Origin of the sequence: Streptomyces sp. NPDC101219 (assembly GCF_044767675.1) — a bacterium.
Classification (GTDB): domain Bacteria; phylum Actinomycetota; class Actinomycetes; order Streptomycetales; family Streptomycetaceae; genus Streptomyces.
In genome coordinates, this window is the sequence record NZ_JBIWOK010000004.1 from 209,992 (window position 1) to 230,695 (window position 20,704).

At 74.0% G+C, this 20,704-nt stretch carries 17 protein-coding genes; 7 read left to right on the top strand and 10 right to left on the bottom strand.

Annotation, left to right across the window (positions count from 1 at the left end; translation table 11 throughout):
• Positions 1–264 precede the first annotated feature (264 nt).
• Genes ACIRPP_RS09680 through ACIRPP_RS09690 form a run of 3 tightly spaced genes read right to left on the bottom strand, consistent with a single transcriptional unit; the run spans position 265 to position 3,633 of the window.
• Positions 265–1,014, bottom strand: coding sequence for a succinate dehydrogenase/fumarate reductase iron-sulfur subunit (locus tag ACIRPP_RS09680; protein WP_403639523.1), 750 nt, complete (start codon positions 1,012–1,014; stop codon positions 265–267).
• A complete protein-coding gene (locus ACIRPP_RS09685) occupies positions 1,011–2,960 on the bottom strand; it encodes a fumarate reductase/succinate dehydrogenase flavoprotein subunit (RefSeq protein WP_403639526.1) in 1,950 nt (649 codons plus the stop codon). The genes ACIRPP_RS09680 and ACIRPP_RS09685 overlap by 4 nt, the downstream gene beginning before the upstream one ends.
• Position 2,961: 1 nt before the next feature.
• Positions 2,962–3,633 (bottom strand): succinate dehydrogenase, encoded by a 672-nt coding sequence (locus ACIRPP_RS09690; protein ID WP_403640086.1) that lies wholly within the window; start codon positions 3,631–3,633, stop codon positions 2,962–2,964.
• Between the two features lie 132 nt (positions 3,634–3,765).
• Here ACIRPP_RS09690 and ACIRPP_RS09695 point away from each other — a divergent pair, with 132 nt between their 5' ends.
• Positions 3,766–4,650: a LysR family transcriptional regulator gene (locus tag ACIRPP_RS09695; RefSeq protein WP_403639529.1), complete on the top strand. Its 885-nt coding sequence runs from the start codon at positions 3,766–3,768 to the stop codon at positions 4,648–4,650.
• A gap of 29 nt (positions 4,651–4,679) precedes the next feature.
• Here ACIRPP_RS09695 and ACIRPP_RS09700 read toward each other — a convergent pair whose 3' ends face one another.
• Entirely contained in the window at positions 4,680–8,468 is a 3,789-nt protein-coding gene (locus tag ACIRPP_RS09700) for a CHAT domain-containing protein (protein WP_403639532.1), read from the bottom strand.
• A gap of 138 nt (positions 8,469–8,606) precedes the next feature.
• On the opposite strand from ACIRPP_RS09700, the gene ACIRPP_RS09705 reads away from it, so the two are divergent.
• Entirely contained in the window at positions 8,607–9,002 is a 396-nt protein-coding gene (locus ACIRPP_RS09705; RefSeq protein ID WP_403639534.1) for a hypothetical protein, read from the top strand.
• On the top strand, positions 8,999–9,916 hold the full coding sequence (locus tag ACIRPP_RS09710) for a hypothetical protein (RefSeq protein WP_403639537.1): 918 nt from the start codon (positions 8,999–9,001) through the stop codon (positions 9,914–9,916). Before ACIRPP_RS09705 ends, ACIRPP_RS09710 begins: the two co-directional genes overlap by 4 nt.
• On the opposite strand, the gene ACIRPP_RS09715 is transcribed toward ACIRPP_RS09710, so the two are convergent.
• From ACIRPP_RS09715 to ACIRPP_RS09730, 4 genes are all read right to left on the bottom strand, one after another.
• Positions 9,899–11,056 carry a tetratricopeptide repeat protein gene (locus tag ACIRPP_RS09715; protein WP_403639540.1) on the bottom strand — a complete coding sequence of 386 codons (1,158 nt, stop codon included), beginning with the start codon at positions 11,054–11,056 and terminating at the stop codon, positions 9,899–9,901. The two genes, ACIRPP_RS09710 and ACIRPP_RS09715, sit on opposite strands and share 18 nt — an antisense overlap.
• A gap of 212 nt (positions 11,057–11,268) precedes the next feature.
• The gene (locus ACIRPP_RS09720; protein ID WP_403639543.1) at positions 11,269–13,413 is read right to left on the bottom strand and encodes a putative bifunctional diguanylate cyclase/phosphodiesterase; all 2,145 of its coding nucleotides are present in this window, start codon (positions 13,411–13,413) and stop codon (positions 11,269–11,271) included.
• Positions 13,410–14,222 carry an SAM-dependent methyltransferase gene (locus ACIRPP_RS09725; RefSeq protein ID WP_403639545.1) on the bottom strand — a complete coding sequence of 271 codons (813 nt, stop codon included), beginning with the start codon at positions 14,220–14,222 and terminating at the stop codon, positions 13,410–13,412. The genes ACIRPP_RS09720 and ACIRPP_RS09725 overlap by 4 nt, the downstream gene beginning before the upstream one ends.
• 323 nt (positions 14,223–14,545) lie before the next feature.
• The gene (locus ACIRPP_RS09730; protein WP_403640089.1) at positions 14,546–15,466 is read right to left on the bottom strand and encodes an SCO0930 family lipoprotein; all 921 of its coding nucleotides are present in this window, start codon (positions 15,464–15,466) and stop codon (positions 14,546–14,548) included.
• Between the two features lie 814 nt (positions 15,467–16,280).
• Between ACIRPP_RS09730 and ACIRPP_RS09735 the strand changes: the two genes are divergently transcribed.
• The 3 genes from ACIRPP_RS09735 (at position 16,281) to ACIRPP_RS09745 (ending at position 18,065) form a co-directional block, all read left to right on the top strand.
• Positions 16,281–16,412, top strand: a complete 132-nt coding sequence (locus ACIRPP_RS09735) for a hypothetical protein (RefSeq protein WP_360594544.1) — start codon at positions 16,281–16,283, stop codon at positions 16,410–16,412.
• A 105-nt stretch (positions 16,413–16,517) separates the two neighbouring features.
• The gene (locus ACIRPP_RS09740) at positions 16,518–17,282 is read left to right on the top strand and encodes a hypothetical protein (RefSeq protein ID WP_403639549.1); all 765 of its coding nucleotides are present in this window, start codon (positions 16,518–16,520) and stop codon (positions 17,280–17,282) included.
• Positions 17,283–17,528: 246 nt separating this feature from the next.
• Positions 17,529–18,065 (top strand): hypothetical protein, encoded by a 537-nt coding sequence (locus ACIRPP_RS09745; protein ID WP_403639552.1) that lies wholly within the window; start codon positions 17,529–17,531, stop codon positions 18,063–18,065.
• A 160-nt stretch (positions 18,066–18,225) separates the two neighbouring features.
• Here the strand turns inward: ACIRPP_RS09745 and ACIRPP_RS09750 are convergent, their stop codons facing one another.
• Positions 18,226–18,744: a hypothetical protein gene (locus ACIRPP_RS09750; RefSeq protein ID WP_164338340.1), complete on the bottom strand. Its 519-nt coding sequence runs from the start codon at positions 18,742–18,744 to the stop codon at positions 18,226–18,228.
• Between the two features lie 334 nt (positions 18,745–19,078).
• On the opposite strand from ACIRPP_RS09750, the gene ACIRPP_RS09755 reads away from it, so the two are divergent.
• A complete protein-coding gene (locus ACIRPP_RS09755; protein ID WP_403639556.1) occupies positions 19,079–19,738 on the top strand; it encodes a class F sortase in 660 nt (219 codons plus the stop codon).
• Positions 19,739–19,771: 33 nt separating this feature from the next.
• Here ACIRPP_RS09755 and ACIRPP_RS09760 read toward each other — a convergent pair whose 3' ends face one another.
• Complete coding sequence (locus tag ACIRPP_RS09760; RefSeq protein WP_403639559.1) at positions 19,772–20,611, bottom strand: polysaccharide deacetylase family protein; 840 nt, start codon at positions 20,609–20,611, stop codon at positions 19,772–19,774.
• Positions 20,612–20,704 lie beyond the last annotated feature (93 nt).

Here is a 20,704-nt window from a genome sequence, read left to right on the forward strand (position 1 = left end):
GGCCGGGGTACACCCCAGTTCTGCCGACCGGGGTTGGCGGGTGCGTGACCGGAGGCGGGAGCGCGGGTGTGGGACGGCTGAATGCCCGGGGCCGGCGCCGCCGCCACGGCCCGGACGGGCGGGCAGGCCGGCGGGTGGGCAGGCAGGCGGGCCGGCGGGTGGGCGGGCAGGCGGGCGGGCACGGGAAACACGAGACGGGACCGGGGATGAGCACCACTCCCGGTCCCGTCCGTCCGCCCGCTCGGCGAACGCAGTGGGGCGGCGTTACCGCTTGGCCGCCTTGCGGGTGGCGCGCAGCCACTCCTTGTTCATGCCGGTGATGGAGGTGAGCGGGATGCCCTTCGGGCAGGCGGTGGCGCACTCGCCGGCGAGGGTGCAGCCGCCGAAGCCCTCCTCGTCCATCTGCGCCACCATGTCCAGGACGCGGGTCTCGCGTTCGGGGGCGCCCTGCGGCAGCACGTTGAGGTGGTTGACCTTCGCCGAGGTGAACAGCATCGCCGCGCCGTTGGGGCAGGCGGCGACGCAGGCGCCGCAGCCGATGCACTCGGCGTTCTCGAAGGCGAGGTCGGCGTCCGGCTTCGGCACCGGGGTGGCGTGCGCCTCCGGCGCGGAGCCGGTGGGCGCGGTGATGTAGCCGCCGGCCTGGATGATCCGGTCGAAGGCCGACCGGTCGACCACCAGGTCCTTGATCACCGGGAAGGCGGCGGCCCGCCACGGCTCGATGTCGATGGTGTCGCCGTCCTGGAAGGACCGCATGTGCAGTTGGCAGGTGGTGGTGCGCTCGGGCCCGTGGGCGTCGCCGTTGATGACGAGCGAACAGGCGCCGCAGATGCCCTCGCGGCAGTCGTGGTCGAAGGCGACCGGGTCCTCGCCCTTGAGGATGAGCTCCTCGTTGAGGGTGTCGAGCATCTCCAGGAAGGACATGTCGGCGGAGATGCCGTCCACCTCGTACGTGGACATGGTGCCTTCGGCGTCGGCGTTCTTCTGCCGCCAGACGCGCAGGGTGAGCTTCATGCGTAGCTCCGCTGGGTGGGGTGGACGTACTCGAAGACGAGGTCTTCCTTGTGCAGGGTGGGGGCGGTGCCCGTACCGGTGAACTCCCAGGCGGCGGCGTAGGAGAACTCCTGGTCCTTGCGTTCGGCCTCGCCGTCGGGGCTCTGCGACTCCTCGCGGAAGTGACCGCCGCAGGACTCGGTGCGGTGCAGTGCGTCGAGGCACATCAGCTCGGCGAGTTCGAGGTAGTCGACGATGCGGTTGGCCTTCTCCAGCGACTGGTTGAACTCCTCGCCGGTGCCGGGGACCCTGATCCGCCGCCAGAACTCCTCGCGGATCTGCGGGATGCGCTCCAGCGCCTTGCGCAGGCCCGTCTCGTTGCGGGCCATGCCGCAGAACTCCCACATCAGTTCGCCGAGTTCGCGGTGGAAGGAGTCCGGGGTGCGGTCCCCGTCGACGGACAGCAGCAGGTTGAGCCGGTCCTCCGTCTCGGCGAGCGCCTCCTGCACCGCCGGGTGGCCCGCGTCGACCTCCTCCTTGTGCGGGTTGCGGGCGAGGTAGTCGTTGATGGTGGCCGGCAGGACGAAGTAGCCGTCCGCCAGGCCCTGCATCAGCGCGGAGGCGCCGAGCCGGTTGGCGCCGTGGTCGGAGAAGTTGGCCTCGCCGATCGCGAACAGGCCCGGGACGGTGGTCTGGAGGTCGTAGTCGACCCACAGGCCGCCCATCGTGTAGTGCACGGCGGGATAGATCCGCATCGGCACCTGGTACGGATCCTCGTCGGTGATCCGCTGGTACATCTCGAACAGGTTGCCGTACTTGGCCTCGACGGCCCTCCGGCCCATCCGCTGGATGGCGTCCGCGAAGTCCAGGTAGACGCCCTGGCCGCCGGGGCCCACGCCGCGGCCCTCGTCGCAGACGTTCTTGGCGGCGCGGGAGGCGATGTCCCGGGGGACGAGGTTGCCGAAGGAGGGGTAGATGCGCTCCAGGTAGTAGTCGCGCTCGTCCTCGGGGATCTGCGCGGGCGGGCGGGTGTCGCCCTTGGCCTTCGGCACCCAGATCCGGCCGTCGTTGCGCAGCGACTCGCTCATCAGGGTCAGCTTGGACTGGTGGTCGCCGGTGCGCGGGATGCAGGTGGGGTGGATCTGGGTGAAGCAGGGGTTGGCGAAGTACGCGCCGCGCCGGTGCGCCCGCCAGACGGCGGTCGCGTTGGAGTTCATGGCGTTGGTCGACAGGTAGAAGACGTTGCCGTAGCCGCCGGTGGCGAGGACGACGGCGTCCGCGAAGTACGTGTCGATCCTCCCGGTGATCAGGTCGCGGGCGACGATGCCGCGGGCCCGGCCGTCGACGACGATCAGGTCGAGCATCTCGGTGCGCGGGTGCATCTCGACGTTCCCGGCGGCGATCTGCCGGGACAGGGCCTGGTAGGCGCCGAGCAGGAGCTGCTGGCCCGTCTGGCCGCGGGCGTAGAAGGTGCGGGAGACCTGGACGCCGCCGAAGGAGCGGGTGTCGAGCAGGCCGCCGTACTCGCGGGCGAAGGGCACGCCCTGGGCGACGCACTGGTCGATGATCTCCACCGAGATCTCGGCCAGGCGGTGCACGTTGGACTCGCGGGAGCGGAAGTCGCCGCCCTTGACGGTGTCGTAGAAGAGGCGGTGGACCGAGTCGCCGTCGTTGCGGTAGTTCTTGGCGGCGTTGATGCCGCCCTGCGCGGCGATGGAGTGGGCGCGGCGCGGGGAGTCCGTGTAGCAGAACTGGATGACGCGGTAGCCCTGTTCGGCGAGCGTGGCGCCGGCCGAGCCGCCCGCGAGTCCGGTGCCGACGACGATGACGGTCTGCTTGCGCCGGTTGGCGGGGTTGACCAGCTTCGCCTCGAAGCGGCGCTTGTCCCAGCGTTCGTGGATGGGGCCCGCGGGGGCCTTGGTGTCGGCGATCCGGCCGCCGGTCCGGTAGTCGGCGTACGAGGTCATATCAGCTCACCACTCCGGTCATGACGCCCACGGGCACGGCGATGAATCCGGCCGTGAGCAGCAGCGCGAGTACGTTGGCGGCGGTCTTCAGGGCGCGGTCGCGGGCCCTGCTGCCGACGCCGAGGGTCTGGGCGGCACTCCAGAAGCCGTGCCGGATGTGCAGGCCGAGCGCGAGCATCGCGACGATGTAGATGACGTTGCCGTACGAGGTGGAGAAGGTGTCCACGACGTTCTGGTAGGGCTTGCCGGACTCGAAGCCGCCGGTGTGCACGTGGCCGGTGGTCAGGTCCAGGATGTGCCAGACGATGAACAGGCCGAGGATGATCCCGCCCCAGCGCATGGTGCGGGTGGCGTAGCTCGTCCGGGCCTTCTTGTGCACGTACTTGTGGGGGCGCGCCTTGATGTCGCGGCGGCTGAGCTGGTACGCGGAGACCGCGTGGGCGACGACCGCGACGACCAGGACGACGCGGACCACCCACAGCGTCCACTCGTAGTGCATGAACGGTTCGCCCAGGGTGCGCAGCCAGTGGGCGTAGTGGTTGAAGTCACCGGGCCCGAAGAAGATCTTCAGGTTTCCGGTCATGTGGACGACCAGGTACAGCAGCATGATCAGGCCGCTGACCGCCATCACCGTCTTCTTGCCGACGGTCGAGTCCCACACGCTGCGTGCCATGGACGGCCGTTTGTCCGTCCGCGTTGCCAGAGCCATGTCATCAGACGCTAGGGCCGAAGGACCCCATCGGTCCAAGACATGGTGCGGCTCGTTTCGATAGGGGATGCCTATGCCGAGGTCTAGGATGGGGCCATGCAGTTCCAGCAGCTCCAGTACTTCGTGGCCGTCGCCGAGACCCGGCACTTCACCCGGGCCGCCGAGCTGGTCCATGTCGCGCAGCCGTCGCTGTCGCAGCAGATCAAGGCCCTGGAGCGGGAACTGGGCGCCGACCTGTTCCTGCGGGCGCGCGGCAACATCACCCTGACCGCCGCGGGCGAGGCGCTGCTGCCGCTGGCCCGGCGGATCCTGGCGGACGCCGACACCGCCCGGCACGAGGTGCAGGAGCTGGTGCAGCTGCGCAGCGGCCGGGTGCGGCTGGGCGCCACCCCGAGCCTGTGCACGGGCCTGCTCCCGGACGTGCTGCGCGCCTTCCACGACCGCTATCCGGGCATCCGCCTGCTGATCGAGGAGGGCGGCTCGCACGACCTGGTGCGGGAGCTGGCCCGCGGCGCCCTCGACCTCGCCCTCGTCGTGCTGCCGCTGCCCTCCCCCTCCCCCGCGCTCACCACGGTGGAACTGCTGCGCGAGGACCTGGTGGTGGTCTCCTCCCCGGACGCTCCCGCGCCCGGCCGGGGCGGACGGTCGGTGCGCATCGCGGACCTGGAGGGTGAGCGCCTGGTGATGTTCCGGCACGGCTACGACCTGCGGGAACTGACGGTGGCCGCGTGCCGGGCGGAGGGCTTCGAGCCGGAGTTCGCGGTGGAGGGCGGCGAGATGGACGCGGTGCTGGGCTTCGCCCGGGCCGGCCTGGGGGTGGCCGTCGTGCCCCGCATGGTGGCCGCGCGCTCCGGCCAGGGCCTGCGCGTCACGCCGCTGGCCGGTCCCGGCCTGGACCGCACCATCGCCCTGGCCCACCGCAGCGACGTGGCCCCGCCGAGGGCGGCCCGCGAACTCCAGCGGATGCTGCTGGAGCGCTGAGGACGGCCCGCCCGCGAACGGCGGCCCGGTCAGGCGCCGGTGTGGAGGTGGGCGGCCCAGCGGGTCGGCGCGGCCGGGTAGGCGTCGCGGACGGCGCGCACGGCGGTGTTCAGGGCGGCGGCCGAGGCGGAGGCGTCCGGGGGGCGCGTGCCGCGGTCGGTGAGGGCCGCGTAGACCTCCTGGGCCATGCCGGGCGTGTCCGGGGCCCGCCACAGGGTGCCGATCACCGAGCGGAAGCCCGCCAGCTGGAAGGCGGCCGCCAGGTGCATCGGCTCGTCGGGCAGGCCGGGGTGCGGCTCGGCGGTGCTGCAGGCCGAGAGGAAGGCGAGGACTCCGTGGTCCAGCGGGGACTCCTGGATCCGCGTGGCCGGCAGCGTCCCGCCCGAGGACAGGTGCAGTCCGCCGCCGCGCAGGAGCGCCAGTGACGCGTCGTTGTCGCCGTGGCAGGCGAAGTGCACGACAGTGTGCTCGGCCAGGGCCGCCTCGACCGCGTCCGCCCCGGCCTCCTCGTCGAGCAGGAGGCGGGCGCCGGGCACGGCGGCGAGGACGGCCTCGGCCTCCCGGTGCGCCTGTGGCAGCGGCGGCAGCCCCGGGGCGTCCCGCACGGCCACCACCAGAGCACCGGGCCGTCCCGCGCCGGGCGGCCGGTCCGGGGCGCCCCGCAGGGAGCGGGCGAGAGCCGCCAGGGTCGGCGTGTAGGAGGGGATCACCCGGTCCATGACGGTGGGCGGCGGTCCCGGGGCGCCGGGCGGCCGCGGGCGGGTGTGGTGGCCGGCGGCGTGCAGCGGCAGGCGCACGACGGACCCGACCGGACACCACCACAGCCGCGGCCTCCCGGTGTCCGGCCGGTCCGTCCCCGGCACCCGGGCCAGCACCGGGGAGGCGACCTCGTCCCACAGCCACTCCAGGACGGTGTGCAGATCTCTCTGGGCCGCCGCCCGGAGGTGGTGGGGGAGGCGGACGTCGGTGGCGTCCCGCACGGCCCGCTCCGTGAGCGCGGCGCGCTCCTCGACGGCCCCGGTGGTCAGGCCCGGCAGCGGGATGTGGACGACGTCCTGGCAGGGGTCGGCCGGTACGAGCAGGGCGTGGCCCCCGTCCGGGTGTGCCAGCACGTGCGCGACCGGCCGACCTGCGAGGCGGCTGCGCAGATCGGTGAAGGCGGGCTGCCGGGTCGCCTCGGCGAACTCGGGTGTGGCGGCGAAGCGTTCGAGGAGGGCCTCGCGTTCGGCGGCGAGCCGGCGGGTGCGGGCGGCCACGTGCGGGCCCGGGTCCCAGGACGTCTCGTCCCGCGTCACGGTCCGGCCGAAGGACCGCCGCTGCGTCGACTTCACCTCCACGGCGGCGACGTTGGCGAAGAAGTCGGCCCCGGACAGGGCCGAGTCGATCCGCGCCAGCCGCTCCGCGGCCACGGGATCCACCGACTCCAGCAGGGTGCGCAGGCGCCGGCCGGCCATGGCCTCGGAGTAGAGGACGGCACGGCCGCGTTCCAGCAGTTCCACCGCGTACGCGGGCCGGCCGCAGCGGATCGCGGCGACCGCCGCCTGCGCGGCCAGACGCGGGGCCCGGCGGGCGGTGCCCTTGCGGACCGGCCCCGTCAGCCATCGCCGGGCGATGCGGGGCATCTGGGCCAGGGCGTCCTCCAGCGCCCGCAGTGCCAGGTGCGGATCGTTCCCGGCCAGCGCGAGCCGGGCACGCTGCTGCTGCACTTCGACCCGCCTCCCGATGGGCAGGTTCTCGTCCGCGGCGACCGCGTCCCACGCGGCCAGCGCCTCCGCGCGCAGGGTGGCGGCCTCCCCGTCCTCCCCGGCCAGGTCGTGCAGCACCGTGCAGGGCCGGGCGAGCAGCATCCGGCGTTCGGTGCGGAACGGATCGTCGGACGGGGTGAGCCGCACCGCCTCCCTGGCCAGGGCGACGGCCTCGACCAGTCCGCCGCGGTCACCGGTCTCCTCGTACCGCACGTGCAGCACCTGGCTGAGGGAGCTGATGAACCGCGCGTGGTCCGGGTGGGCGGGAGGCAGCATGGCCAGGCCCGACCGGTAGAGCCGCTCGGCCTCGTCCAGCCGTTCAGCGGCCCGGTCGCCCCCGGTCCTCCAGCGGAGCAGCGTCGAGGCCAGGTTGAAGATCAGCTCGTGCTTGTTCGGATGGTCCCACGGCAGGCTGTCCGCCGCCGCGCGGGCCACGGCGACTGCCTCGGTGCCCCGTGCGGGCTCGTCCAGCACCACGGCCGCCTCGTCGAGGAGGCCGGCCAGGGTCGACAGGCGGAACGGGCGGAAGGGCGCGTCGGCGGGGGTCAGTTCGAGCGCCCGCCGCTGGAGGGCCACCGTCTCGGGCAGCAGCGAGCTGTCCCCCAGCACGTTGGCCGTGTCGAACAACAGGCTCGCCAGATCGTCCAGTCGCGCGGGGGTGTCCGGCTCCCCGGGCGGCAGGGCGGCGGCGGCCTGCCGGACGAGCCCCACCGTCTCGTCGGCCAGGACGTCGTCGAGTTCCTCGGAGCCGTTGGCGGCGAGCCACACGGTGGACCGGGCGAGAGCGGCCAGGGCCCGCCCGGCGAGGCGGTGCCCCGGGGGTGCCGCGTCCGACGCGAGCAGGGCCCGGGTGCGTGCCCGCTGCAGCGAGGCGTCCGGTCCGCCGTCCCCGCAGACCAGGACCTCGGCCTCCGCGGCCAGCACCAGCGCGGCCGTCCGGTCCTCGTGCCCGTGCGGGATCGCGTCGACCAGGGCGAGCGCGGCCCGCAGGCGCTCGGCGGGTGCGGCGCCGGGGTCGTCGGCGGTGCGCCACCAGGCGTGCAGCCGTTCGCCTGGGGGCGCGTCCGGCTGAGCGCCTGCGTCGAGCAGGGCGTCGACGGTGGCGCCACCCAGTTCGGTGCGCGCGCGTTCCCGCAGGCCGGCGAGCTGCTCGCGGTGTTCGGGGGCGCGCCGGTCGGCGTCGTCCGTGGCCCGGTCCAGGTCGCGGGCCGCCGCCACCGCGTCGGCCAGCGCGGTCGGCGGCCCGCCGTGCTCGTACCAACGGACCAGCGTCGTCACCAGGCCGGCCAGCGGCTCCAGGTCGGCCGGGGCCGTCCGGGCGGCGGCCTCGGCCGCCCGCCGCAGGTCCTCCACGGCCCGCTCCAGTCCCGCCGGGTCGGCGTCGGGGTCGTGCAGGAAGGCGGCGCAGCGGCCCTTCAGCAGCAAGCGGCCGGCGAGGTGCGGGTCGCCGGACCCGGCCCGCTGCGCGCTCTGCCGCGCCGCGTCGGCGGCACACCGCTCGGCCTCCACCGGGAACGAGCGGTGGCCGCCCAGTTCGCCGACGGCCAGCAGCATCCGGGCCCGGTCGGTGAGCAGCGCGGCCTTCTCCCGCGATGACGTGCCCTCCGCGCGGAGCAGCTTCGCCTGGAGTCCCAGCAGGGTGTCGAGCGCGGAGAAGTCCCGGGCTGCCTCGAACCGCTCCATGAGGAACAGGAGTTGGTCCGTCAGGGCCGCTCCCAGGGTGACCGTCTCCTCCTCCGCGCCCGGGTGCCGTGCCCTGCGGCGTCCCCGCCGCCCGCGTCCGGCGGCCCGCCCGACCCGGGCGAGCAGCGGCCCGGGCAACGGCGGCAGGCCCGGCGGTACGGCGTGCAGGGCGGCGGCGAGGTGCGTCGCGGCACGGTACTCGGGCAGTCCGGCCACGCCGGGCAGGTGCCGGTACCGGTGCCAGCGCACCAGGGCGAGCCGGGCGGTCGTGGCGGCGTCGGGGCCGGGCGCCGGCGGCCAGGCGGCGGGAGGGAGCGGGGGCAGGTCCCGGGCGTCGCCGGTGCGCAGGTACCGGGCCAGGCCGGGACCGAGCATGTCCGCCACCGCCATCGCACCACACCTCCACGTGTCACAACGCCCGCCGGTGCCTTCCGGTTCCGTGTTGTCGCGGCTCAACGACCGTGGGTGACGGGTAGGTTGAGGCCGATGCGCGGGACGGGACGGACCTGAACGGGAAACGGAGGCGTGATGGACGAGGTCGCGGAGCGGCTGGCCCGGCTGTGCGTCCAGGCCGGCGACGACGGACTGCGGCTCAGTGCCGAACGGTTCGGGGTGGGCGCGGAGCTGACCCGGCTCGTCGCGGCCGCACGGGCGGGCGACCACGGCGCCTCGGTCACTGCCGACCTGGACGCGCTGGACGACGCGTTCGCCCGTCACGGCATCGACGGACTGACCCTCGGGGACCGTTCCTTCGAGCCGCTGCGGGGCGGGCGGCCGCGCCCGGTGGTGACGGTGTGGGCGTGCCCGGCGGGCATCGCCTGTTCCCGTCTGGAGCCGCAGGAGCCGGGCCGGCGGGGGCGGGCGGAGCGACCGCGCTGCGGGCTTGCGGGGTTGCCGCTGGTGTCGCGGAAGTTCCGGCTGTGAGCACCGTCCTGACCGAGCTGGGCAAGCATCTGGCGGGCCGCTGGGCCGCCCTGCTGCTCCTGCCCGGCGCCCTCTACGTGTGCGTCGTGACGGGGGCGGTCGTGCTCGGCCACGCGCATGCCCTGGACCCCTCGGTGGCGGCCGACTGGCTGGACCGGGTGGCGGTGGCCCCGGCCAGTGGCCGGTTCGGCACGGTGCTGATCGCGGCGGCGGCGTTCACCGCCGTCGCCGCGGCGGCGGGCCTGGCCGCCTCCGCCGTCGCCCGGGGCGCGGAATGGGTCTGGTGGGCCTCGGGCGAGGAGCCGGTGCTGCGCCGGCTCGCCGCGCGCCGGACGCGGCGCTGGGAGCGCGCCGAGGACGCGGTGCGGTCCGCGCTGCGGGAGTTCACCCGCTCGGGCGCGGCGCCCCGCGAGGCCGCGGCCCTGCGGGCGGCGATCCTGAGGCGGGACGCGATCTGCCCCGAGCCGGCCGCGCGGCCCACGTGGATCGGCGACCGCCTGCACGCGGTGGACCAGCGGGTCCACGACAGCTACCGCCTGGATCTGACGGCCGCCTGGCCCCGGTTGTGGCTGATGCTCCCGGACGGGGCGCGCACCGAACTGGCCGGCGCGCGGGCGAACGTCGGTGCCGCCGCCCGCCTGCTGGCCTGGGGGCTGCTGTACCTGCTGCCGGCCCTGCTGTGGTGGCCGGCGGCCGTGCTCGCCGCGGGCGTGCTGGTGACGGCACGTCACCGGGCGCGGGCGGCGGTCGCCGTCCAGGCCGACCTGATCGAGGCGGCGGTCGACCTCTACGGCCGGGAGCTGGTGCTGCTGCTGGGGGTCGACTGCCCGGGGCGCCTGACCCGCGAGGCGGGCGAGGCGGCGACGAGCATGCTGCGCAAGGACCGCACGGACCGCTCACGCCTCGAGGGGTGACGGAGCGGGGCGGCGTTCGAGGCCGTGGAACGTGGACACGATGACGTGCGGTGCGCCGGGGAACATCACCGTGAAGCCGTCCCTGCGGCCGCTGAGCCGCCGCGGCGGGCCGGGAACGTCCGACAGGACGACTGGGGTGTGGGGCGTGGCGCGCAGCAGGCGGTCGTGCCGGGCCCGGTCGCGTGCGGACATCAGGCGGCGGTCGACGGCCAGCGACGGCGGGTCGCTGAGCCGGGGCCAGTGCTCGTGGTGGATGTGGACCCTGACCCGCAGGCGTCCCTCACCCAGCGCGTGCTCCGCCTCGGCCAGGTGCTCGGCGAGCGCCCCGACGGCGTCCGCGACGCGGTCACAGGTCTCGCTCAGGTCGAGGCCCTCCTGGTAGGGGGCCTCGCGGTTGCGGGGGCCGATGACCCGTCCCCGGATGCCGAGGTCCTCGTCGTGGACCTCGTGGCCGTCGGCGAGGCCGGTCCGGTCGCCGCTGTGCGTGCCGAGGGTGAGGTCCGCACCGTACCGGCTCGCGGTCATCGCCACGGGGAAGAGACCCGTGTAGCGCAGGGTGCGGGCGCAGCCGAGGAGGACGGCCGGGACCGGCAGGCCCGGGACGCCTTTCATCAGCCGCACCGCCTCCGGCCGCCGGCCGAGCAGGTCCAGGACGTGGGCGTGGTCGCGGCGGATGGCGCGGGTGGCCTCGTGGTCGGGGCCGAAGGTCTCCTCGCACCGGGCGAGCAGCACCGGGTACTCGCGTGCCGCGGCGGCCGCGTCGCCCCTGCGGACCATCACGATCAGGGCGTTGTTGGCGGCGTTCAGGGTCAGCGGGTGGGCGGGGCCGAGCAGTTGGGTGCGGTGGGTGTGCACGGTGCCGAGCAGGCCCAGGGCGTCGTCCCAACGGCCGAGGTCGCGCAGCACCAGGGCGAGGTTGTTGAGACAGACCAGGGTGAACAGGTGGGTGCTGCCGAACCTTCGCGACAGCCCCTGGAAGGCGAGCTCGTACTGCTCCTCCGCCTCGCGGAGCCGCCCTTCGCTGTGCAGGGCGCCCGCGAGGTCGTGCCGGGCGGTGGTGGTCTCCAGCGCGAACGCGCCGTGCCGCGTCTCCAGGCGCCCGACGCGCTCGCGCAGCTGGGTCACCGAACCCTCGGACACCGGCCGGTCCTTCCTCCCCGGACCGCGGGACGCCACGGCCGCGGGCTCACGGATGCGTCTTCCCCGGACCAGGAGTACGCCGCCCCGCCCGGGGTGGTTCCCCGTGGGCCGCCGCTTCACTCGTACGGGTCGGCCGGAACCGCCGGTTCACCGATCGTGCGCGGCAACACCTCGCCCAGGCAACGGCGTTGGACCGTCCACCGCTCCCCCGCTCAGCCCGTCGCGTCCGCCAGGGCCAGCTCGTGCAGGCGCTCCGGCGGGCCGGGCCGGGCGTAGTACCAGCCCTGGGCCGTGTCGCAGCCGAGTATCCGCAGTTGCTCGGCCTGGGCGCCGGTCTCCACGCCCTCCACGGTGACCCCGAGGTCGAGGCTGTGGGCGAGGGAGACGATGCCCTCGACGATCTTGAGGTCGACCGGGTCGGCCGGGAACTGCTGCATGCTCTGCGTGAAGGAACGGTCCAGCTTGAGGATGCTCACCGGGAGGCGGCGCAGGTTGGCGAGGTTGGAGTAGCCGGTGCCGAAGTCGTCCAGGGCGATGTCGACGCCCATCTCGGCCAGCCGGCGCAGCGGTTTGAGCAGGTCGTCGTCGGCGCCGATGAGCGCCGACTCGGTCACCTCCAGGCACAGCGCGTCGGGGGCCACGCCGGCGCGTTCCAGGATGTCCACGGTGTCCTGGACCAGCCCCGGATGGGTGAGCTGGCAGGGCGAGAGGTTGACGTTGATGCGCAGCGGGCCGGCGAGGCCCGCCCCGCCGTGCCGTTCCTGCCAGTCACGGGCCTGCCGCACCGACTGCTCCAGCACCCAGCGGCCCAGCGGCACGATGAGGCCGGTGTGCTCGGCGAGCGGGATGAACCGGTCCGGGGAGAGCACGCCGTGCTGCGGGTGGAGCCAGCGCACCAGGGCTTCGGCGCCCCGCACACTGCCGTCGCCGAGGTGCACCAGCGGCTGGTACTCGATGAAGAACTCGCCGCGCTCCAGTGCCGCCGGCAGGGCGGTGGTCAGCCCGTGGCGGGTGATCGCGCGGGCGTCGGCCTCCGGGTCGGCGAGCTCGAAGCGGTTGCCGCCCGCCGACTTGGCGCGGTACATCGTGATGTCCGCGCTGCGCAGCACCTCCGCCGCGCTGCGCTCGCCGGCCGGGCCCTCGACGATGCCGATACTGCCGCGCACGGTCAGTTCGCGGCCGTCGATGCTGATCGGGGCGAGCAGCGCGTTCATGATGCGGGAGGCGAGTTCGTCGACGCCGCGCCGGGTGTCGGGGCCGGTGGTCAGCGCCACGAACTCGTCGCCGCCGAGCCGGGCGACCATCTCGCCGGGGGCGGTGGCGCAGGCCTGCAGCCGGTCGGCGACCTCGACGAGCATCCGGTCCCCGGCCGCGTGGCCCAGGCTGTCGTTGACGGTCTTGAAACCGTCCAGGTCGAGGTAGCACAGGCCGAACCGCTGCCCCTCCCCCGCGCCGAGCGCCTTCTCCAGGCGTTCGAAGAAGAAGGTGCGGTTGGGCAGCCCGGTGAGGGCGTCGTGGGTGGCCTCGTAGCGGAGCCGCAGGTTGAGCAGCCGTCGTTCGGTGGTGTCCTCCATGAGGGCGAGCTGGTACTGGGGTCGGCCGTCGGGGTCGCGGAGCAGGGAGACCGTCAGGTTCGTCCACAGCACGGTCCCGTCGGGGCGGTGGAACGCCTTCTCCAGGTGGTAGTGCTCGCGTTCGCCCCGCACCAGCTCCTCGTACAGCTTCCAGGTCTGCGGGGCGTCGTCGGCGTGCGTCCAGTCCTGGACGTTGCGGCCGCGCAGGTTCTGCTCGGAGACGCCGAACATGCGGACCAGGGCGCCGTTGACCTGGAGGACGTTGCCCTCGAGGTCGGCGATGCCGATCCCTATGGCCGCGCCCTCGAAGACGGCGCGGAACCGGGCCTCGGTGGCGTGCAGCGCCTGGGCGACGACGCCCTGGGCGCGCAACGCGGCCTGGGCGATGGCCTCCTGCTCGGCAAGGGTGCGCTCCCTGAGGGCCTGCGCGAACCCGGCGGCCATGGCGTGCTGCAGCCGCGCCGAGCGGGCCCGCAGGGCCTCGCGGTCGCCGTCACCGCCGCAGTACAGGACGAGGTAGGCGTCCACGCAGTCCAGGCTGCGGCTGAGGGCTTCCGGGTCGGTGCAGTGCGCCCGCACCAGGGCGGCGCCGACCGCCCTGCCCGCCTCCGGGTCGAAGGCCCTGGCGAGCAATGCCTCGCTCAGCCGCCGTGCGGGGTCCAGCAGTTGGCGCTCGAACTCCGGCCGGGTGGACGAGGTGGAGGTCACCGGGAAGACCGCCCGGCTCCAGATCGTCGCGAACCGGCGCAGTCTGTCCTCCGGGCCGTCGGGTTCCGCGTTCACCGCGTACGTCCCACGCCGGCGAATCCGGAGAAGGCGAACGGGTCCACGTCCTCCACGGGTGTCTCCGGCCGCCACCGCGGCATCGGCACCAGTCCGGGTTCCACCATGTCGTACCCCTCGAAGAACCGCGCGATGTCCTCGCGCGTGCGCATGATCAGCGGGTTGCGGGCGTTCCTGTACACGTCCACCGCCCCCTCGGCCCGCTCCGACGGCAGCGGGACCCCCTCGTAGGAGGCGTGGGTGAGGACGAGCATGCTGCCGGGCGCGAGGGCCTCGCGCAGTTCGGCCACCGCCGCGTAGGGCTCGTCCGCGTCCTCCACGAAGTGCAGTATGGCAACGAGCAGCAGCGCCACTGGCCGGGTCAGGTCGATCAGCCGCTCCACCTCGGGGCTTTCGAGGATGTCGCGGGGCCCCAGCAGATCGGCCGCGACGACGTCCGCCCGGTCGTTGCCCCGGAGCACCTCCCGGCTGTGGGCCACCGCCACCGGGTCGTGGTCGACGTACACCACGCGCGCGCCGGGGTCGGCGGCCTGCGCCACCTCGTGGACGTTGCCGAAGGTGGGGATGCCGGAGCCGATGTCGAGGAACTGCGTGATGCCCTCACCGGCCGCGAACCGCACGGCCCGGCGCATGAAGGCACGATTCGCCTGCATGATCTTGGGCAGTCCCGGCATGAACTCCATCGCCTTGCGTGCCGCCTTCCGGTCGACCTCGAAGTTGTGCGATCCGCCCAGGTAGAAGTCGTACATCCGGGAAACGCTCGGCACCGTGATGTCGATGCTCCGTGGGGCCCAGGCGGGACGCTCCATGTATGTCTCCAAGGCGAAGGCGATCCGGTGTTCGAGAGCAGAGGCTACTGATCGCCCGCCAAGGGAGCGACCTGAAACGGAAATTGACCATCCGTTCCCGGTCACTGCCGCTGGCACGTGCCGAATTGATACCCAGATACATGGTGACGAAAAGTACCCATGGCATTCCGGAGAGTTCCGACGTGCGGCGAAAGACAGGGAGAAGGACCCCGAAATTCCCCGAGTTCCAGTCAATCACAGCAAAACGGTCCGCCCCTCCGTGCGGCATGGAGGGGCGGACCGCGGTCGGCGGTGCCGAAGTGGACGACACCCTGGGGAGGTTGCTACTTCTCCGGCGCGCCGACCGGCTTCCCGTCGGGGCGGACGGCGTACCAGGTGCCGCCGACGCCCTGACCGTTGGTGTCGCCGGGCGCCTTGTCCCCGGCGAAGGTGTAGATGGGCCAGCAGTTGATCGTCTGCTGCTTCGCGCCGTCCGGGCGCGTGAAGGTCATGTAGTTCTTCTTCTGGATGCCCTTGGTGTCGTTGATGTCGACGGGCGCCACGACCGGCCACTTGTCCAGGCAGTCGCCGGTGCAGGCGGAGACGGGCTTCGGCCAGGCCTCGTCCTTGGCGAAGCGGTAGACCGTCATCCCGTTCTTGTCGACCACGATCTCGCCCAGCTTCGGGTCCTTGCGGGTGGACAGCCCGGGCTGGTCGGCCGCCTGCGCCTTCTTGCCCTCGGGGGTCAGCGCGTACCACTTGCCGCCCACGCCCTGGCCCTTGGTGTCACCGGCGTTGACGTCCTTGACGTAGCGGTAGGCGGGCCAGCCGGCGATGGTCAGCTGTTTGGTGCCGTCGGACCGGGTGACCTCGCCGAGCAGGGCCTCGTCGATGCCCTCGCCGGCCGTGGCGTCGTCCGCGGGCACCGGGGGCCAGGTCGCGGCGCAGTCGCCGTCGCAGTTGGACTTGGGCGGCTTCGCGGCGTCCTGGTCGAAGCGGTAGAGGGTGAGTCCGAGGCCGTCGGTCACGACCTTGCCGAGTTCGGCGTTGTCGGCGGCGGACAGCTTGCCCGCGGAATTGGCCGGGCCGGTGGACGGCTGCGCGCTCGCCTTGTCCCCGCCGGCCCCGGCGTAGTCCCCCGCACCTGCGGCGCCCACGTTCTGGCTGCTGGAGGGCGGCGGAGCGTCCTGACCGCACGCCGTCGTCAGCGCCAGCACCGCCGCGGCGCTCGCCACCAGTGAGGCGGTCCGCCAGGAGGTCTTCATCGTCAACTCCACATCATCGCCATGGTCTTGCAGCGCTCTGCCGTGCCGCCGCTCGACGATGGGTACGCACGGGAGTACCCGTCGTGTTCAACGCTCGCCGGACTTTTTTCCGGAACCTCCGGCTCCCCGGGGTGTGCCGGGGGTGCCGGAGGTGACCGGGGCGCAGGAGGCTCCCCGGGCTGCCGGAGGCTCCGGGGAGTGGCGTCCCGCACGCCAGTGCGCCGTCGCGCACGCGCGGGCCCGCGCCGGTCCAACCCCCGGGAGCGGGGAAATACCTCCATCGGGCCAATCCCCGGGGACCCGCGCGTGTCCCGCCACGGCCCGGCTCATGATCTCCGTCGTGCAAGGACTCGTACCGATCTCCTCCGCCCTCGTGGCCCGCGCGCTGGCCGCCACGGCGCTGGCCTGGGCCCTCGTCGGCGCACCCGGCACGGCGACGGCGGACGCCTGTGCGTACGCCTCGACCGGCCCCGACGGCACCGAGGCGGTGGCGGTCGCCGGCAGCATGACCTGGCCCCTGCCCCCCAAGTGCTCACCCCCCGCGCCCCCTCCGACGCCGACACCGACCCCCACACCCACGCCGACCCCGCCACCGCCACCACCGCCGCCCCCTCCCCCGCCGCCGGAACCGACCCCTCCGCCGCCGCGGCCCTCCCCGACCGTGCGGCCCGTCGTGCCGGCGCCGCCTCCGCCCCCCGCGGCCCGCCCGACGCCTCCCCCGGTGCGGCCGACGCCCCCGCCCCCGCCGAGGCCGCGGCCCGCGCCGACGCCGGAGCCCTCCGTCACGCCCACCCCGCGCCCGTCCGTGACGCCCGTGCGGTACCCGGTGCACCGCCCGGCGGCCCGCGCCGAGCGGCCCACCCGCGGCGCCACGTCGCCGCTCACCTTCGTCCTGCTGATCACCACGCCCGCCGTGGTCGCCGTCGCCGCGCTGCGGCCGCGCTGATCCGGATTCCGGCCCGGCTCCGTACCGGCCGCACGCCCGGTCCTGGTCCGACCCGGTCCGGGACCCGTGAATCGTTGACTCGTCGACTCGTTCTGGAGGCACCTCTTGCCGGAATGGCTTGTTCTCACCCTCGCGATGCTGGCCGTCTGTGCCGTGGTGGTGACCATCACCCTCGTCCGGCACCGCCGCGCGGCCGACGACGAGGATCCCAGCGAGACACCGGACGTCATCGAGTACATGACGATGTGGATCGGCGTGGTGTACGCCATCGTCCTCGGTCTGGCGATCGCCGGTGTCTGGGAGGGCCGCGGGGCCGCGGAGGACCACGTACGGGCCGAGGCGGTGGCGCTGCACGAGATCTCCGAGCGGGTCCGGGTCTACCCGGCCGGGACGCGCGACCGCATCCGCGACGACATCGACGCCTACGTGTCGCACGTGGTCACCACCGAGTGGCGCAGCATGGCCGACGGGGCCGGCGTCACGGAGCAGGGCACCGAGCTCCTCGACCGCGTCCGCCGGGACGTCACCGACTACGAGCCGCGCACGGACTTCGAGGCACAGGCCTACCAGCCGCTGGTCGACCAGGTCGCCGCCGCCGACCAGGCCCGCAGCGCCCGGGCGGAGTCCACCGAGGAGACCATGCCGGGCGTGGTGTGGTTCGGGCTGATCAGCGGGGCCGTCGTCACCATCGGGATGATCTTCGCGCTGCAGATCAGGCGCACGCCGCGCGAGCTGGTGCTCGCCGGGATGTTCTCGGCGCTGATCGCCTTCCTGCTGTTCCTCATCTGGGACTTCGACATGCCCTACAGCCGGGGCATCACCGCCTCGGCCGACCCGTTCCTGAACCTCTTCCCGCACCTGAGGACCTGAGGCCGCCGTACGCCGCCGTACGCCGGGCGCGCCGGGCAGGCGGGAGGCCCGGTGCGCGCACGACACGCCGGCCGTGTCCCCCGTCGGCGGGACGCGGGTTCGCCCGCACGGCCCACCGGGATGACCCGTTCGCGCGACTGCGATCGCGCGGGCGGGTGGGCGTTTCTAGCGTTTCGCCCATCGAGGCGCATTCCTGCACCGCGCGGAACAGGTCCGCGGCTGCACCTCGGGACCCGGAGGATCCACATGCACGCGATACGCGTCGCTTCCGCCGCCCTGCTGAGTGCCGGCGCCCTCGCCCTGGCCGCCGCGCCGGTGGCCGTCGCCGGAAACATCACCCCGTTCGGGTTCGGCGTCGAGCCCGAGATCGTCGACCCGGGTGACACCGTGACCCTGCGCGTGGACCGCGCGGGGGGCGGCTGCAAGGGCCACGCCCAGGTCTCCTCACCGGTGTTCGACACGGTCACCATCCCTCCGAAGAAGGCGAAGGCCACGGCCGTGGTCGACTGGGACGCGCGGCCGGGAGCCGTGTACCAGGTGGCGTTCACCTGCGACGGCGTCACCGGCACCGCGCCGCTGACCATCGCCTCCGACCGGCCGGTGCCGCTGCCCACCCCCGTGCCGGTGGAACCGGAGCACCCCAGGGGCGTGCACGCCGGCGAGGGCGGCAGCTTCGCCGGTCTCGACGCGGGACAGCTGGGCCTCGGCGCGCTGATCGTCGCGGGCGCCCTGGGCGCCGCGTACCGCCGCTACCGCCGTCCGTCCCCCGAGGACGGCGCCTGAGGGCGGGACGCGCGGGAGACGGGCGGCGCCCCATGATCCCCGGACGCCCCCGCACCTGATGTCCGGACGCCCCCGCACCGCAGCCCCTCGCCCCGGAGCCGGTGGCGTCCGGGGCGAGGGGCTGCGGTCACGTGCGAGCGGGCCGTCCGAGGGGAGGGACTCAGATCCGCTTCTCGGCGCGGCGGCGCATCCAGAACACGCCGCCGGCGGCGACCGCCGCGGCGACGAGTCCGCCGCCGATGGCCATGTCGGTCGGGGTGGCACCGGTGGTGCTGCTGCCGCCGAGGCCGCCGCGCACGCCGCCGATGACGGTGAAGGCGTCCGAGCGGGTCAGGGTCCGCCCGGAGCAGTGGACGGTGATGTCGTAGGGGCCGGGCCGCGCGTCGGAGTTGATGGTGGCGGTACCCCGGGAGGTGCCGCGCTGGCCGCTGACCGGCGTCAGGTTGGTGCGCGGGAAGGCGTGGGACGTGGCGTGGCCGCCGTTGGGGCAGCCGTCGACGGTGATGGCCAGCTGACCACCGCGGGCGATGACACTGGGCATGGCGGTGATGTTGGACGGGCTGGGAACGCCGCCGCCGTCCGACACGGTCACCGGGGCGTCCGCGACCGCCACGGGGGCGCCGAGTCCGAGGACGGCGACCGCCGCTCCGGCGGCCGCCAGGGCACGTGAGTTGCGCATGTGATCCTCCGCGGAAGGCGCCCCGGGTCCCGTACCCGGTTGGATCGGCGAGAAAGCGCCTCCCGGAAAAACCCTCAGTTGCCGTGCGGGCAGCCGCATTTCGGGAATGGTCCGTCCCGGTGAGGGAAATCCGCCTGCCCGCTCCCAAGATCGTTCATCACCGCAGGTCACATGCCGCGGGGGCGTCCTCGTGCGGCGGTTCCCCGGATGGCGCACCGGTGACGGCCGGGGGCACCCGTTCGGCGCCGTCCCGTCGCCGGTCCGGCCCGCGGAATCTAGCGTTCAGACATGCGCCGGTGACGCGGCGACGGCCGCGTCGAGAGGGGAAGAGCGAATGTCTGCTTTCGAAGCGGCCGCGGCCGAGGAGGAGGCACGGCGGAAGAAGCGCGCGCCGTGGGGCGTGATAGCGCTGGTGCTGCTCACCGGCCTGGCGCTGATCCGCAACGGCTCGGGCGAGTTCGACGTGGGTCCGCCGCAGCCGGCCAGCGCGGCGGCGGCCGACACCCGGGCACCGGTGACCGATGGCGCCCAGCCGCTGCCGTACGCGCTGCCGGACCGGGTCCGGATCCCCGCCATCCAGGTCGACGCGCCGGTCATGCCGGTGGGGCTGGACGCGGAGGGCTGGGTGGACGCGCCGCCGGCCGAGGACCCCAACCTGGCGGGCTGGTTCACCGGCGCGGTCACTCCCGGCGAGAAGGGCACCTCGGTCGTCGTCGGCCACGTCGACAACCAGCAGGGGCCCGCCGTGTTCTACGGGCTCGGTGCCATGAAGAAGGGCAACCGCGTCGAGATCACCCGCAAGGACGGCAGGACGGCCGTGTTCGAGGTGTACGGCATCGAGGTGTTCTCGAAGCACGACTTCCCCGGCGACCGGGTCTACGCCTCCAAGGGCGCCGCGGAACTGCGGGTCATCACCTGCGGCGGCGGCTTCTCCCAGCAGGACGGCTACGACGGGAACGTGGTGGCCTTCGCCCGCCTGGCCGAGGTCCGCTGAGCCGCGCGGCCCCGGCCCGGCGGGCGGGGCCGCTCAGGCGTACGTGGGGCGCGGCACGGTGATGTGGTAGCCGGAGTCGAGCAGCCCGGGCAGGTAGTCGCGCAGGGCGCGGACGCTCTGCGAGCGGTCGCCCCCGGCGTCGTGGGAGAGCACCACGACGCCGGGGGCGGCGCCGTTTTTCACCCGGCCGACGATGGTGCGGGCGCCGGGCTCGGTCCAGTCCAGGGTGTCGACGGTCCAGGCCAGGGGCTCCATGCCCAGTTCGGCGCCGAGCCGGAACGCGGTCCGGTTCCAGGCGCCGTAGGGGGCCCGGAACCATTGCGGCCGTTCGCCGTAGCCCTCCTCGATGACGTCGCTGGTGCGTTCCATCTCGGAGCGGATGCGGCTGCCGGAGAGCTTGGTGAGCAGGGGGTGGGACCAGGTGTGGTTGCCGACGGTGTGGCCCTCCTCGGCCATGCGGGCCAGCAGTTCCTTGTGGTAGGAGGCCATCTCGCCGCACACGAAGAACATGGCCCGCACGTCGTACTCGGCGAGCGTGTCCAGGATGGCGGGGGTGTAGCGGGGGTCGGGACCGTCGTCGAAGGTCAGCACCATGGTGCGGCCGCGGCCGGACACCCGCAGCAGCGGTTCGCTGCGCACCGGGGGCCGGGCGGGCACGGCGCGCGGGGTGCCGTATCCGGTCAGGGGCTGGAGGCGGTACTCGGAGGGCCTCAGCGGGCGGGCGGCCGGGGCTCCGGCGACGGGCGGGGCGGGGGGCGGTGCTGCCTTGTTCCCGGTGAACGTCGTGAACAGGCCCGCCGCGCCGGCCGCTCCCACTGCGGCGGCACCGGTGATCAACGCCCGGCGCCGGGTGAGCAACTGATCCTTCTTCATGAGTCATCAGTCGCCCGGCGGGGGCCCGGCGCTCGGCCGCGACACCGGTGTGGCGGCACGATTCAACCCGCTTGGCCCAGTGGGCGGGCCCGT

Bases quoted from the DNA above. Each gene is read 5' to 3' on its own strand.
- ACIRPP_RS09695 (WP_403639529.1), top strand. From the start codon at position 3,766: ATGCAGTTCCAGCAGCTCCAGTACTTCGTGGCCGTCGCCGAGACCCGG.
- ACIRPP_RS09700 (WP_403639532.1), bottom strand. From the start codon at position 8,468: ATGGCGGTGGCGGACATGCTCGGTCCCGGCCTGGCCCGGTACCTGCGC.
- ACIRPP_RS09690 (WP_403640086.1), bottom strand. From the start codon at position 3,633: ATGGCACGCAGCGTGTGGGACTCGACCGTCGGCAAGAAGACGGTGATG.
- ACIRPP_RS09755 (WP_403639556.1), top strand. From the start codon at position 19,079: ATGTCTGCTTTCGAAGCGGCCGCGGCCGAGGAGGAGGCACGGCGGAAG.
- ACIRPP_RS09680 (WP_403639523.1), bottom strand. From the start codon at position 1,014: ATGAAGCTCACCCTGCGCGTCTGGCGGCAGAAGAACGCCGACGCCGAA.
- ACIRPP_RS09725 (WP_403639545.1), bottom strand. From the start codon at position 14,222: ATGGAGCGTCCCGCCTGGGCCCCACGGAGCATCGACATCACGGTGCCG.
- ACIRPP_RS09705 (WP_403639534.1), top strand. From the start codon at position 8,607: ATGGACGAGGTCGCGGAGCGGCTGGCCCGGCTGTGCGTCCAGGCCGGC.
- ACIRPP_RS09760 (WP_403639559.1), bottom strand. From the start codon at position 20,611: ATGAAGAAGGATCAGTTGCTCACCCGGCGCCGGGCGTTGATCACCGGT.
- ACIRPP_RS09730 (WP_403640089.1), bottom strand. From the start codon at position 15,466: ATGAAGACCTCCTGGCGGACCGCCTCACTGGTGGCGAGCGCCGCGGCG.
- ACIRPP_RS09685 (WP_403639526.1), bottom strand. From the start codon at position 2,960: ATGACCTCGTACGCCGACTACCGGACCGGCGGCCGGATCGCCGACACC.
- ACIRPP_RS09750 (WP_164338340.1), bottom strand. From the start codon at position 18,744: ATGCGCAACTCACGTGCCCTGGCGGCCGCCGGAGCGGCGGTCGCCGTC.
- ACIRPP_RS09745 (WP_403639552.1), top strand. From the start codon at position 17,529: ATGCACGCGATACGCGTCGCTTCCGCCGCCCTGCTGAGTGCCGGCGCC.